Origin of the sequence: Paraflavitalea speifideaquila, assembly GCF_032395985.1 — a bacterium.
Taxonomy (GTDB): Bacteria; Bacteroidota; Bacteroidia; order Chitinophagales; family Chitinophagaceae; genus Paraflavitalea; species Paraflavitalea speifideaquila.
Genome location: NZ_CP135920.1, coordinates 4,573,697 through 4,586,046, shown reverse-complemented (window position 1 = coordinate 4,586,046; position 12,350 = coordinate 4,573,697). Strand labels below are relative to the sequence as shown.

The following is a 12,350-nucleotide window of genomic DNA, read 5'->3' as shown; positions in this document are numbered from 1 at the left end:
GCTTTCAATGTGAACAGTGTGATCTATGGTAAAACCAATAATTTTTACCAATTGAAATTGGGCGTGGGCCAACAACGCATTATTGGCGGTAAAGGCAATAAAAATGGCGTAGCCGTGATGGCTACCTATGCTGGTGGCCTGTCTGTGGGCTTTATGAAGCCTTATTATGTGGATGTGGCAAAGAAGAATGATGAACGTATCAGGTCTACCTATCCCACCATTATCGACAGTAGCTATCTCGAGATCGGTGCCTCTGGTTTCACGGTAGGCTGGGGCGACGTAAAGATCCGCCCAGGCGCTCAAGCCAAGGCTGGACTAAGGTTTGATTTTGGACGCTTTAATGAAACCATTACTGCCGTGGAAGTAGGTGTTTCGGCCGAATTCTATGCCCAGAAGGTCTCCCAGATGGCCTTTAATAAGGAAAAACAGTTTTTCTTCAATGGCTATGTAACCCTGCTGCTTGGTAGAAGAAAGTGATGTATTTTTGCCTGCCCCGCCTTGGGCGGATAATGAACAACTTACTATCCTAAGTTGTTGATACAGATCACTGAAAGACAAAATATGCAGGAATTACCCATCATTAATACGGTACCCGAAACTTCCAAAGTAAAGAAACCCAACTGGCTACGGGTAAAGTTGCCTACCGGCGAAAACTACAAGCACGTACGTGGCCTGGTAGATACCCACAAATTACACACCATTTGCGAGAGCGGTAACTGTCCCAATATGGGAGAGTGCTGGGGCGAAGGAACAGCTACTTTTATGATATTGGGCAATGTGTGTACCCGCAGTTGCGGCTTTTGTGCCGTAGCTACCGGCAGGCCCGATGCTGTGGACTGGGATGAGCCCCAACGGGTGGCCGAAGCCATTTACCTGATGCAGGTAAAACATGCCGTAGTAACCTCCGTTGACCGTGATGAATTGAAAGATGGCGGCAGTATCATTTGGTACAATACCATCAAAGCCATCAAATCACTCAATCCCAATACCACCCTCGAAACCCTGGTGCCCGATTTTAAAGGTCAGCAAGAAAATATACAACGCATTATAGAGGCCGCCCCGAAGTGGTGTCCCACAATATTGAAACCGTTGAGCGCCTTACCCGCCAGGTGCGGATACAGGCCAAGTACCGCCGCAGCATGGATGTACTGAAACAGTTGAAAGAAGGTGGTATGCGTACCAAGAGCGGCATAATGCTGGGCCTGGGTGAGGAAAAAGAAGAAGTACTTCAAACCATGCGCGACCTGCGCAACAGTGGTGTGGATGTGATCACCATTGGCCAATACCTGCAACCTACCCGCAAACATTTGCCCGTGATCAGGTTTGTACATCCCGATGAGTTTGCTGCCTACCGCGAAGCCGGTTACGAAATGGGCTTCGACTACGTAGAAAGCGGCCCCCTGGTGCGTTCATCCTACCACAGCGATAAACATGTGATAGCAGGTTTCGGTATCTCAAGTGGAAGCTGGAAAAGGAATTGGTAAGCCAATAATGAAAAGCGAGGAGTAAGTGGTCCCGAAAGCTTTCGGGAACAAGTGGTATTGTATTTTCCACTAGCCATTTACCATTAGCCACTAGCATTTCTTCCATCCTATTATACGTTTTGTTTGAAAAAGATACTTTTATTCGGAACTATAGTTGCGTTACTGTATTCCACCTCCTCAACTGCCCAACTGAATTGGAACCGCGTTGATTCAGCCTTTGGTAAATTGCCTAGGTCTGTTCAGGTATATAAAACGACCGACTCCCTCAATGGTCACCCTTTTGTGGCCTACCTGGTAGTAGCCAGTCTGAAAGACCGTAAGCTGGAGTTTACTACCCAGGTAAGTAAGGACAAACGTTATACGCCCACCCAGTTCTATGAACAAGAGGGTAAGCCCTTAGTGGTCATGAATGGTACTTTTTCTCATTTGCCACCAATCAGAACCTCAATGTGGTCATGAAGGATGACAGCATGGTAGCTTATAACCAACCGGCTTTACAACAAAAGAATACCGACTCTTTCTATTACCCTACCCGCAGTGCCCTGGGTATTACCAAACATCGCCGGGCCGATGTTGCCTGGCTGTTTACCGATACAGCCCAGCAATGGCCCTATGCTTTCCAGGAACGGCCCATCCTGGCCAAGGGTACTAAGTCTGATCCTTCTTTGCCGATCTTAAAACCCTGGATCAATGGAAATGGTGGAAAATGCGTACCGCCATTGGGGGCGGGCCGGTTTTGGTGAAAGATGGACTCATCCATGTTACCAATGAAGAAGAACAGATGTTTGTGAAGGGGGAGAATGACAGGCATCCGCGCACTGCCATGGGATATAACAATAAGCGGCAACTCCTGATCCTGGCCATCCAGGGCCGGTTTCAGGTGTGGCCGATGGCGCTACCCTGGCCGAAGAAGCCAAAATACTGGCCGACCTGGGCTGTATTGAAGCCCTGAACCTTGATGGCGGTGGCAGCAGCTGCGTGCTGGTAAATGGAAAAGAAACCATCCAACCTTCCGATAAAACAGGTCAAAGACCCGTACCCGCCGTATTTATCATCCGAAAACGGAAATAGATACTAATCTACTGGCAATCAGCGTTTATGTTTCCCCTTATGCCAGTAACCGTTACCATCAGAGATGAGACTGCCGGCGGCAGGATCCTCACAGAATTGCCCGTCACACTCGACAATGAGCTGACAACTGTCAAAGACATCATTATCGCCCGGGTAATGACCGAAGTATTAACCTATAACGAAAAAAAGCCTGAATATTTCCAGGGGTTGGTACAACCAACCGATGCCGAAGTAACCCTTAATGGTTACAGGTTGCACAACCGGTCGAAACCGGTCGATGCAGACCAACAATGCCATATTGCCCTGGATGCATTCCGGAACAACGGCTATTTTGTACTCATCGACGATATCCAGCCCGAATCGCTCGATCAGATCATCTTACTCAACAAACAATCCAATATTTCCTTTGTCAAACTAACCCCACTCGTAGGAGGATAACCATGATGACCCATTCAGCAATTTCTCAGGTAGAAATGGAAGCTCTGTATTTGCAACTGCAGGAACTGTCCCTGGAAAAGACCGTGACCAGCCCTCGATTAATAAATATCAGTCACAAAAGAGAAGTACTGGACCTGGCCCAACGTGACAGCCAATGGCTGCTATCTTTTTGTTTTCCTATTGAAAAAGGTGGAGCAGCAACGGCTGCTTCCTGAAGAGAGCAGCAATTATGATGGATCACTTATCAAGCATTGGGTGATCTCTTACCGGATAGCCGCCGGGATAATAAAAATGGTGCCCGATCCCGATGAGCCAACCTTTGTATATTATGTGCAGCAGCTGGCTGATGTACCTACATTAGATCTGACCTACCAGGAGTGGCCTTATGATAGACTGGTCAATATGGCCACCGCCCTTATCCGGGCCAATGGACTTACTTCACCTGTCGTTGAATCCTTGGAACTATTGCAAGCAACACCGGAAGATTATCATATCGATATCATGAAGAAGACCTTCGAGCGGATCGGCTTTCTGCTGCAAGGTGGTCCAGACAGGACCTTTGATGTGAACGATGGTTGGGGCAAGGCGTTGGATGCTTTTTCAAAACTGCATCAGCCGAAGAAACTGCAGCCTGGCATGCCTTGCTGGAGCATTGTTCTTCGCAGGCTGGTAAGAATACTCCCACGCAACAATGGAGTAAAAAAAACGCCTGTACTGTTGAATGCGATCGGGCACGATCGATTTGCTGATCAGCTGATATCCTGGTTGATCCTCTTGCAGGAGTTGCTAAGTGAAGCGCATCAAAGCCCGGAAAATTCCGATTACCTCAATGAGGTCAACCACGACCTGTTGCGGCCCCTGATCTGGTGTGCTGGTTTTGTGAATCATGCGCTGTTGAACAATGCCCTCGACGAATATGCTGGTTGGGCCTATAAGAAAAAGCACGATGTCGGTTCCCTATCAGCCAAAACAGGTAATGCCTGCATGTATGCATTTTCCCTGCTTCCTGCCAATGAAGGAGTGGGCCGGCTAACGAAGTTCAGCATGAAGATCAAGAACAACACCATCCTGAAAGCCATTAACAAGATCATCGAGGATGTTTCGAAGAAGAATAATATTTCCTGCGGGGAACTGGAAGAAATGAGCGTGCCCAGCCTGGGTCTTGATGAGCAGGGCATATTACGTATGAGCTTTGGTGATTATGAGGCAGTATACACCGTGACGCGCCTAAATGAAGCCGAACTGCAATGGGAAAAACAGGGTACCCCACAGAAATCCCTGCCGGTAGCTGTGAAAAGTGGCTATACCGCCGACCTGAAAATACTGAAGGCCCGGATCAAAGAAATAGAAAGCCTGCTGCCTGTTTATAAAGACAAATTGGAGCAAACCTATCTGCAACAGAGGTCCTGGACTTATGAACAATGGGAAGCAAGTTATATCCGGCACCCGCTGATGGCAATCCTGGCCAAAAACTGATCTGGCACTTCGATACAGAAGGGGCAAAACAACAGGGCATTTGGTGGAATGGGGGCCTTGTCGATGTGCAGGGAGAACCACTTACCGGCTTGACGGTCAATACATCAGTACAGTTATGGCACCCGATCGGTTTCGGCCCTGATGTAATCGTTGCCTGGAGGGATTTTCTGTTGCATAACGAAATTACACAACCTTTCAAGCAGGCTTACCGGGAAGTCTATTTAGTTACCGATGCAGAGTTGAATACGGAGACCTATAGCAACCGTTTTGCTGCGCATGTGTTGCGGCAACAGCAATTTGCCGCCTTGTGTAAACAAAGGGGCTGGTCCTATGCGGTCATGGGCAACTGGGATTCGCACAATACACCCGAGCTCCAAATCCCTGGCTGGAAGATGATGGCTCAATACTATGTCGATGCCAATTGGGAGGGAGATATGACAAGTAGCGGCATCTTTCAGCATATCCTCACCGACCAGGTACGATTTTACCGGGAGGGCGAACAACTAAAAATGCAGGACGTACCGGCAATCGTATTTACGGAGGTGATGCGGGATGTGGACCTTTTGTTGGGGTAACCAGTATTGGCAATGATCCGTCCTGGCGGGATAATGGTATTGATAACGACCAGATGAATACCTACTGGGGAAGTTATTCTTTCGGCGATCTGTCGGAGTCGGCGCGTGTGCGGGCTGATGTATTGAAGAAACTGGTGCCACGGCTGAAGATCAAGGACAAATGCAGTTTTGAAGGCAAGTTCCTGGTTGTAAAGGGGCAATTGCGAACCTATAAGATCCACATGGGAAGCGGAAATATTCTCCTGGAGCCCAATGATCAGTACCTGTGTATTGTACCAGAGCAGGCCACCGGCATCAGTAAAGAGAAAGTATTCCTGCCTTTTGAGGGAGATAACTTATTATCCATCATCATCAGCAAAGCATTGTTGCTTGCTGATGACGACAAAATAAAAGACGTTACGATCACCAGGCAGATCACTCCTGCCTGATCGATTGGAGAGGAAAACGGGGCTGACCCAAAAGGTCAGTTTGTTTAAAGAAGTAAGGGTTGACCCCAAAAAGGTCAGCCCTTACTTTTTAGAGTAAGGGCTGTTTTGTAATTTTAAGTTACCACACTCAAAAATTACAATGGCTAAAGTAAAGACTTCCGTAATATTTAAGCAATACAATCAGCAACAATCTTTATTGCTACCCCCTTCTCTGGAAGAATTAATTGGCGAAAAGCACCTTGTCCGGGTAGTCAACGAAGTTGTAGAGTCTATGGATATCAGTGACTTAATTAATCTGTACAAAGGCGGCGGCACTAGTTCCTACCATCCCCGGATGCTGCTGAAAGTGTTATTATATGCCTACAGCGTCAAGATCTACACTGGCCGTAAAATAGCCAAAGCACTCGGCCAGGATATACATTTTATGTGGCTCAGTGGTATGAGCCGGCCTGACTTCCGGACAATCAATAATTTCCGTAGCAGCAAGGCCAAAGAAGTCATAGAGATCCTGTTTAAGGAAATGCTGGAATTCCTGGTAGCCCACCAATACATAAAACTGGAGAACTATTTCTGTGATGGCACGACCTTACGGGCCGATGCCAATCAACACAAAATGGTATGGAAGAAGAATGCAGAACGCTATGGCGCAAAGAATATAGAAAACTGCCGGTCGTTGTTTAAGCAGATCGATGAGTTGAACAGGCAGGAAGAAACAACTTACGGTACAGCAGACCTGGAAGAGCATGGAAAGGCGTCCTTTATTACACGGGAAGCCATTGCAGAGAAAGTAGCTGAATTGAATGATACGATCCGTACAACTACAGCCAAAAGAAAGCGTCGCAAGGCAATGACACTGAAAAAGAAGCTAAAGGAGGCTGAACATAAAATAGACAAGTATAACAACCAGATCACCAAAGCAGGCAAGCGCAGTGGCTACAACAAAACAGACCCTGATGCCAGCGCCATGATGATGAAAAACAAAGTGGAGGTTCTCCCTGCCTACAATATAATGGCTGGCAGTGAAGAGCAGTTCATTACCGGTATCAGTGTTCACCAGACAACCAATGATGGTGTTTGCTTTGAAGGTCACCTGCAGCAGATAGAGCAACAACAGCCCTGCAAACCGGACAGGATCATCGCTGACAGCATCTTTGGTACAGAACAGAATTACGAATTGTTGCAGAAAAATGAGATAGAGAATTATATGAAGTTCCCACTTTATCATAAGGAACAAACAAAGGGGTACCAGAAAAACCTTTTTCTAAAGGAGAACTTCTCCTATGACCCTGTAACCGACAGTTACGGATGTCCCAATAATGAGCTGCTTGTTTTTAAAGGCAAACATCAGAAGACGCATAAAAGAACCGGTTACAAGTCTGAAGTGAGACTATATGAGTGTAACAATTGTGCTGGCTGTCCCTTATACCAACAATGCTGCAAATCCACCAAAGGGTACAACCGGAAGATAGAGGTGAATGAAAAGCTTGAAGCCTATAAGCAACAGGCCCGGGAGAATCTTCACACAGAACTGGGACAGGCATTAAAAAAGCGACGCGGTACAGAGATCGAAAGTTGCTTTGGCGACATTAAGCACAATATGGGCTTCCGTCGCTTCCACCTGCGTGGCCTGCGCAAAGTAAAAACAGAGATTGCGCTGGTAGCCATGGCCCATAACCTTCGAAAGGTATATCTCAATGGTGCCAAAAGGGCTTCCTGACTGCAAAAACAGGCTCTCAAGGGTAGCTTTACTCCCTGATCTTCTACACAAGCTCATAAATACCCGAAAAACTTACTGCCATACAAAATTATATAGCCCGACAGGGCGGGCCATATAATTTTCTTCTTTTGGCGGGTATTGACCTTTTAGGTCAGCCCCGTTTTATTAAAGTGATCCAGCTATGGAGTCAGGTTATCCTTTCATTTCCCATACCAGCGCACTGGCGCCCAGGATCGCGGCATCTGCCTCCTTCAGTTCGGAGAACAAGAGCTTGATCTTGTTTTGGAAAAATGGGCAGCATATTCTTTTCCATATGCTCCCTTGTAGGCTTCAGGATCAGGTCGCCTGCCTTCGTCATACCACCAAATAAAATGATGGCTTCAGGAGAAGAGAACATCACAAAATTAGCCAGCGCCAATCCCAGCACTTTACCGGTAAACTCATATACTTCCTGTGCCAGCTTATCACCCTGCATTGCGCAGTCGTAAACTACCCGGCTATCGATCTCTTCTTTGGCAAAATTGCGCAGCAGGCTGTCGCGGTGGTTGTCCCTTTCCAGGAACTCGATCGCTGTTAAGGCTACCCCGGTGGCAGAAGCATAAGCTTCCAGTGAGCCATGCAGGCCTGTGCCTTTGTGTTTGCGGCCGTCAGGAATGATGGTGGTATGGCCCAGTTCCCCGGCAAAGCCATCATGGCCATAGATCAGTTGTCCATTGGCCACAATACCGCTGCCAACACCCGTGCCCAGCGTGATCATAATGAAATCTTTCATGCCACGTGCTACCCCGTACATCATTTCTCCCACGGCAGCTGCATTCGCATCATTGGTCAGCGAACAGGATACATTGAACTTGTCCGTCATCAGTTGAGCCAATGGGATCACCCCTTTCCAGGGCAGGTTGGGCGCATATTCAATGGTGCCATTGTAATAGTTGCCATTCGGCGCACCAATACCAATACCACGAATGGCGCCAATGCCACCAACTTCGTCAATAGCCGGTAAAAGCGCCTCATACAACTCATTGATGTAATCAGTAACATTGTTGTGCTTCCTGGTGGAAATAGCACCCCGGTACGAAATATCCCCGCGATGATCCACAATACCAAACACCGTGTTGGTGCCACCTATATCAATACCGATTGCCAGCTCTTGCTTTTGACTGATTGCCATGATTAGTGATTATAAAAAGGTCCCGCCTTTAGCGGGACGCAATGTACAAATTATTTTGGTTGATTAGTGGCCTCCGGCTATCTGCGCATCAATATCCAGCCCTTGACTTTTCAACACTGCTTTGGTCTTGATCGTGTGCCATGCCAGGTAGGCAAAACAGATCAGCGGAACGATGTAAGACAGGTGGGTGAAATTGGTTCCTTCACCTCCACCTGCCGCCAATCTCGCCTGATCGAGGTCGATGATCGCACCCTGTGTTGGCGGAATGATCGCACCACCCAGGATCATCATGATCAGGAAAGCAGAGCCCTGACTGGTATATTTACCCAAACCGGTAACTGCCAGCGCAAAGATACAGGGCCACATAACAGAGCAGCAAAGACCGCAACTGATGATGGCAAAATTGGAAACCATACCAGTGGTTACCAGTGATATCAGTATTGCAACAGCTGCCAGTACAGAAACGGTCAGCAACAGTTTTACTGGTTTTTCTTCAGCAAACAGGAAGGCCAATGCGGCAATGATGATAGGAATGAGGTAGGGGAGGAACTCATTGACTACGTTATCCCCTTAATATAATTCACCAGCAGGATCAGCGCAAAAGCTACTATCGGAACTACCAGGCCAAGAACCCGTTTGGTGCTCTTGGGCAGGTTGAATACACTCACGGCTCCCGTCCAGCGGCCGATCATCAAACTACCCCAGTACAGCGATACCAGGTGCGCAATTTCCGACTCATCATAACCACCAAAAGCAGGCAGTTTCAGCAGTGCTGCAAAGTTATTGTCGATCGTTACTTCCACACCCACATAAATAAAGATGGCTATCATGCCCAGTACCAACTGTGGGTACTGCATGGCGCCCCATCCTTCCTTGTTTTTGGAAGCCAGGAACATGGAGACGAAGAGGATACCAAGGATGATCAACAACGAACCTACTACAATGGCTGTTTTGCTGATGCCGGTTTGCTCTTTCACGAAATCCGCAAACAGTACAGGCAGGAAGATGAGACCAATGATCAATAAGGTATATAAAGCCTTGGGACTTTTTCCAGCTTTTCGTTGGAAGTGGTCTTAGGCAATTTGGCAAAAGCAAAGATGGCAGCTGCCAGCAGGAACAAACCGGAAAGGAAGAAATACAGCGTTTGGATATTGGTGATCGATGCTTCTTTCTTTGCAGCGACGCTACCAAAGAGTACTACACTTACTACCAATGGTCCCAGCAGGGTGCCAAAGGAATTAACGCTTCCGCCCATATTCAGTCGGTGGGCGCCTGTTTCCGGACTACCCAAAGCAATAGCAAACGGTTGCGCAGATGTTTGTTGTAGTGAAAAGCCCAATGCGATTATAAAGAAGGATAACAATACCAGTCCAAAAGTGGCATTACCCGAACCGCTGATAAAGGCCAGCGCCAGCGCACCTACCACCGAGATCAGCAGGCCATAGATGATACCTTTTTATATCCGATCTTATTGAGCAGGTCAGTACCGCCAATAGCCGATGCCAGGTAAAGGATAAGAGAGCCATAAAAGTAGGCGCCATAAAAGGCTGAACCTACCAGCTGTGACTGAATCTGATCCAGCTTAAAGAACTTTTTGCAAAAGGGATAAAAATACTGTTGGAAGCAGCTACGAAGCCCCAGAAGAAAAATACGATGATCAAAACACCGAACTGGGACCACTTGGTTTGTTGACTCATGCAGAATCGTTTTAGTAAAATTTTTAAAAGTAACAGTTTTTGCCATCACCCGTATCGGACGGTCAAAATTTATAAGTTATGCAAGGAATAGTGCCGCAAATGTATGTTTTGTAATGATACATCAAAGCATAAGGCCAATACATGAGTAATCTTTTACCTTTTTTACTCCCTGTGCAACAATGAATCAAAATCCTTCCTAAATTGACAGGAATTTCGCACACCAATTGTAGAACAGCATGGAGATCTTACACGTCAGCGCAGAATGTTACCCCGTGGCCAAAGCTGGTGGATTGGGCGATGTTGTGGGCGCCTTACCCAAGTACCTCAATGAAGCGGGCCATATTGCCAAAGTGGTAATGCCCATGTACCGTACCAAATTCCTGTATGCCAACCAATGGGACGTCGTTCATAAAGGATATACCAACCTGGGCAATTGGTGGTTTGAGTTTACCGTCATCAAAGAAAGGAACAATAAACTGGGCTTTGACCTCTACCTGGTAGATATCAATGGCCTGCTGGACCGGGAAAAGGTATATGGTTATGATGACGATACCGAACGGTTTACCGCTTTCCAGATCGCTGTACTTGATTGGATCAATGCCTGGCAGCACCTGCCCGATATGATCCACGTACATGATCACCACACCGCCCTCATTCCTTTCATGCTTAAGCATTGTATTAAATACCGGCCCATTGCCGGCATTCATACCGTTCTTACCATCCACAATGCCCAATACCAGGGATGGATGAGCTGGAACCAGGGCATCTTCATCCCCCTTATGATATGTGGCAGTGGGGCCTGTTGGAATGGAATAAAAACATCAATCCCTGGCTTGCGGTATCAAATGCGCCGATAAGGTCACCACCGTAAGCCCCAGCTACCTCGACGAACTCAAATACATGAGCAATGGGCTTGAAGCCCTCTTTGAATACGAAAAAGGCAAATGCTATGGCATTTTGAATGGTATTGATGTAAAGGTTTGGGATCCCCAAAACGATGAATACCTGGTACACCGGTATGGGCTGGACGATATGGAAGCCGGCAAAGCCAAGAACAAAATGCAGCTCTGCAACCAGTTTTCCCTGGATTTCGATAAACCATTGATCGGATTTATTGGACGACTGGTTGGAGAGAAGGGCGCCGATCTGCTGCCCCAGGCCATCCGCGATTCCCTGAACCATATTGGCCGGCGTATGAATTTTTTGATACTGGGCAGCGGTTTTCCCGAAGTGGAAGGCGCTTTATCCGATATTAAACCTCTTTCCCAATACGATTACAATGTTTATATAGGCTATAATGAAACCCTTAGCCATACCATGTATGCCGGTATGGATTTCCTGCTGATGCCTTCACGCGTAGAACCTTGTGGCCTCAACCAGATGTATTCCATGCGCTACGGTACCGTACCCATGGTGAGACGTACCGGTGGCTTAAAAGATACCGTGATCGACTATGGTGATCCAGGTGGTTATGGCATTTGCTATAATGAGGCAAGTGTAGGCGATATTACCCAGGCCGTGTGGCGGGCAACAGAATTGTATCAACAAAAAGATACCCTGAAACAGATCCGCCGCCACATGATGCAGCTCGATTTTAGCTGGGAAACCAGCGTACAGCAGTATATCGCAGTATACCAGGCGGCTCTTGGCTAAACATTCTGCTAAGCGGCATGTTATTGCTTATTGTCGATCGCTCCCGTCGCATGGCCTATCGTGTGGACACATTTTTGTATAGTTTGCGTGTTTAAACTATGCAAAAGAGAGAATTTACGGAATTAGACGACCTGCGTTTATTGTATCGTGGCAATAAGATTTTAGGGGATTTATTTAGCAAAGGTGTCCACTCGATCCGGCAGCTATCGTCTGATGAGTCTTCTGCCAAGGGGTTTTATCGTTTTTTGCAGAATGACCGTGTGAGTGAAGAAGAAATTGTCCGGAATCTGTCCGCTAACTGTAAAGCTGCCTGCCAGGATAAGTATGTGGTGTGTATTCAGGATACTACAGAAATAAACCTGAGCAGCCATAGCAGGCGGATTAAAAAAGATGAGTATATAGGTACCACCAATGCCAATAATAAAAAGGGTTTGGGTTTCCTGCTGCACCCCAGCCTGGTATTGGATGCTGTTGAAGGGATTCCTTATGGCTATGCAGATATCAAGGTCTGGAACCGGTCACTGGAGTTTAAAAGTAAACATGAGCGCAACTATAGTTCATTGCCGATAGAGGAAAAAGAGTCGTACAGATGGATAGAAGTGTCTAAAAACACCAAAGAGGCGTTGGGGATGTAGTAAAA

Annotated in this window: 18 protein-coding genes and 1 pseudogene; 15 read left to right on the top strand and 4 right to left on the bottom strand. The window is 47.1% G+C overall.

Annotation, left to right across the window (positions count from 1 at the left end):
- The first annotated feature begins 18 nt into the window (after window positions 1-18).
- From RS881_RS31540 to RS881_RS31490, 12 genes and pseudogenes are all read left to right on the top strand, one after another.
- Window positions 19-477 carry a hypothetical protein gene (locus RS881_RS31540; protein ID WP_315814391.1) on the top strand — a complete coding sequence of 153 codons (459 nt, stop codon included), beginning with the start codon at window positions 19-21 and terminating at the stop codon, window positions 475-477.
- A gap of 57 nt (window positions 478-534) precedes the next feature.
- Window positions 535-1,152 (top strand): lipoyl synthase, encoded by a 618-nt coding sequence (locus tag RS881_RS60185; protein WP_350339971.1) that lies wholly within the window; start codon window positions 535-537, stop codon window positions 1,150-1,152.
- A complete protein-coding gene (locus tag RS881_RS60180) occupies window positions 1,065-1,484 on the top strand; it encodes a hypothetical protein (protein WP_350339970.1) in 420 nt (139 codons plus the stop codon). Before RS881_RS60185 ends, RS881_RS60180 begins: the two co-directional genes overlap by 88 nt.
- A gap of 123 nt (window positions 1,485-1,607) precedes the next feature.
- Window positions 1,608-1,943, top strand: a complete 336-nt coding sequence (locus RS881_RS31530) for a hypothetical protein (protein WP_315814390.1) — start codon at window positions 1,608-1,610, stop codon at window positions 1,941-1,943.
- The gene (locus RS881_RS31525; protein ID WP_315814389.1) at window positions 1,940-2,227 is read left to right on the top strand and encodes a hypothetical protein; all 288 of its coding nucleotides are present in this window, start codon (window positions 1,940-1,942) and stop codon (window positions 2,225-2,227) included. The genes RS881_RS31530 and RS881_RS31525 overlap by 4 nt, the downstream gene beginning before the upstream one ends.
- Window positions 2,191-2,436, top strand: a complete 246-nt coding sequence (locus RS881_RS60175; protein WP_350339969.1) for a phosphodiester glycosidase family protein — start codon at window positions 2,191-2,193, stop codon at window positions 2,434-2,436. Before RS881_RS31525 ends, RS881_RS60175 begins: the two co-directional genes overlap by 37 nt.
- Window positions 2,367-2,555, top strand: coding sequence for a phosphodiester glycosidase family protein (locus tag RS881_RS31520; protein ID WP_315814388.1), 189 nt, complete (start codon window positions 2,367-2,369; stop codon window positions 2,553-2,555). The genes RS881_RS60175 and RS881_RS31520 overlap by 70 nt, the downstream gene beginning before the upstream one ends.
- 27 nt (window positions 2,556-2,582) lie before the next feature.
- On the top strand, window positions 2,583-2,993 hold the full coding sequence (locus tag RS881_RS31515) for a hypothetical protein (RefSeq protein ID WP_315814387.1): 411 nt from the start codon (window positions 2,583-2,585) through the stop codon (window positions 2,991-2,993).
- Between the two features lie 35 nt (window positions 2,994-3,028).
- On the top strand, window positions 3,029-3,208 hold the full coding sequence (locus RS881_RS31510; protein ID WP_315814386.1) for a hypothetical protein: 180 nt from the start codon (window positions 3,029-3,031) through the stop codon (window positions 3,206-3,208).
- Window positions 3,209-3,284: 76 nt separating this feature from the next.
- Window positions 3,285-5,044: pseudogene (locus RS881_RS60170) on the top strand (DUF4132 domain-containing protein).
- A 53-nt stretch (window positions 5,045-5,097) separates the two neighbouring features.
- On the top strand, window positions 5,098-5,472 hold the full coding sequence (locus RS881_RS31495; protein WP_315814383.1) for a DUF7737 domain-containing protein: 375 nt from the start codon (window positions 5,098-5,100) through the stop codon (window positions 5,470-5,472).
- Window positions 5,473-5,611: 139 nt separating this feature from the next.
- On the top strand, window positions 5,612-7,189 hold the full coding sequence (locus RS881_RS31490; protein WP_315814382.1) for an IS1182 family transposase: 1,578 nt from the start codon (window positions 5,612-5,614) through the stop codon (window positions 7,187-7,189).
- Between the two features lie 187 nt (window positions 7,190-7,376).
- On the opposite strand, the gene RS881_RS31485 is transcribed toward RS881_RS31490, so the two are convergent.
- The 4 genes from RS881_RS31485 to RS881_RS31470 all read right to left on the bottom strand — a co-directional run bounded on the left by RS881_RS31485 (window position 7,377) and on the right by RS881_RS31470 (window position 9,786).
- Window positions 7,377-8,360, bottom strand: coding sequence for an ROK family protein (locus tag RS881_RS31485; protein WP_315814381.1), 984 nt, complete (start codon window positions 8,358-8,360; stop codon window positions 7,377-7,379).
- A gap of 63 nt (window positions 8,361-8,423) precedes the next feature.
- Window positions 8,424-8,873, bottom strand: coding sequence for an MFS transporter (locus RS881_RS31480; protein ID WP_315814380.1), 450 nt, complete (start codon window positions 8,871-8,873; stop codon window positions 8,424-8,426).
- Between the two features lie 44 nt (window positions 8,874-8,917).
- Window positions 8,918-9,382, bottom strand: a complete 465-nt coding sequence (locus RS881_RS31475) for an MFS transporter (protein WP_315814379.1) — start codon at window positions 9,380-9,382, stop codon at window positions 8,918-8,920.
- Window positions 9,379-9,786 carry an MFS transporter gene (locus RS881_RS31470; protein ID WP_315814378.1) on the bottom strand — a complete coding sequence of 136 codons (408 nt, stop codon included), beginning with the start codon at window positions 9,784-9,786 and terminating at the stop codon, window positions 9,379-9,381. Before RS881_RS31470 ends, RS881_RS31475 begins: the two co-directional genes overlap by 4 nt.
- A gap of 507 nt (window positions 9,787-10,293) precedes the next feature.
- Between RS881_RS31470 and RS881_RS31465 the strand changes: the two genes are divergently transcribed.
- The 3 genes from RS881_RS31465 to RS881_RS31455 all read left to right on the top strand — a co-directional run bounded on the left by RS881_RS31465 (window position 10,294) and on the right by RS881_RS31455 (window position 12,345).
- The gene (locus tag RS881_RS31465) at window positions 10,294-10,914 is read left to right on the top strand and encodes a glycogen/starch synthase (protein WP_315814377.1); all 621 of its coding nucleotides are present in this window, start codon (window positions 10,294-10,296) and stop codon (window positions 10,912-10,914) included.
- Window positions 10,915-10,957: 43 nt separating this feature from the next.
- Window positions 10,958-11,710: a glycogen synthase gene (locus tag RS881_RS31460; RefSeq protein ID WP_315814376.1), complete on the top strand. Its 753-nt coding sequence runs from the start codon at window positions 10,958-10,960 to the stop codon at window positions 11,708-11,710.
- Window positions 11,711-11,808: 98 nt separating this feature from the next.
- Window positions 11,809-12,345: a transposase DNA-binding-containing protein gene (locus tag RS881_RS31455; protein ID WP_315814375.1), complete on the top strand. Its 537-nt coding sequence runs from the start codon at window positions 11,809-11,811 to the stop codon at window positions 12,343-12,345.
- Window positions 12,346-12,350 lie beyond the last annotated feature (5 nt).

What these genes read in the sequence shown, in the direction of transcription:
- RS881_RS31510 (WP_315814386.1), top strand. Translation starts at nt 3,029, where the DNA reads ATGGAAGCTCTGTATTTGCAACTGCAGGAACTGTCCCTGGAAAAGACC.
- RS881_RS31455 (WP_315814375.1), top strand. Translation starts at nt 11,809, where the DNA reads ATGCAAAAGAGAGAATTTACGGAATTAGACGACCTGCGTTTATTGTAT.
- RS881_RS31495 (WP_315814383.1), top strand. Translation starts at nt 5,098, where the DNA reads ATGAATACCTACTGGGGAAGTTATTCTTTCGGCGATCTGTCGGAGTCG.
- RS881_RS31515 (WP_315814387.1), top strand. Translation starts at nt 2,583, where the DNA reads ATGTTTCCCCTTATGCCAGTAACCGTTACCATCAGAGATGAGACTGCC.
- RS881_RS31465 (WP_315814377.1), top strand. Translation starts at nt 10,294, where the DNA reads ATGGAGATCTTACACGTCAGCGCAGAATGTTACCCCGTGGCCAAAGCT.
- RS881_RS31490 (WP_315814382.1), top strand. Translation starts at nt 5,612, where the DNA reads ATGGCTAAAGTAAAGACTTCCGTAATATTTAAGCAATACAATCAGCAA.
- RS881_RS31485 (WP_315814381.1), bottom strand. Translation starts at nt 8,360, where the DNA reads ATGGCAATCAGTCAAAAGCAAGAGCTGGCAATCGGTATTGATATAGGT.
- RS881_RS60175 (WP_350339969.1), top strand. Translation starts at nt 2,191, where the DNA reads ATGCGTACCGCCATTGGGGGCGGGCCGGTTTTGGTGAAAGATGGACTC.
- RS881_RS31525 (WP_315814389.1), top strand. Translation starts at nt 1,940, where the DNA reads ATGAAGGATGACAGCATGGTAGCTTATAACCAACCGGCTTTACAACAA.
- RS881_RS31460 (WP_315814376.1), top strand. Translation starts at nt 10,958, where the DNA reads ATGAGCAATGGGCTTGAAGCCCTCTTTGAATACGAAAAAGGCAAATGC.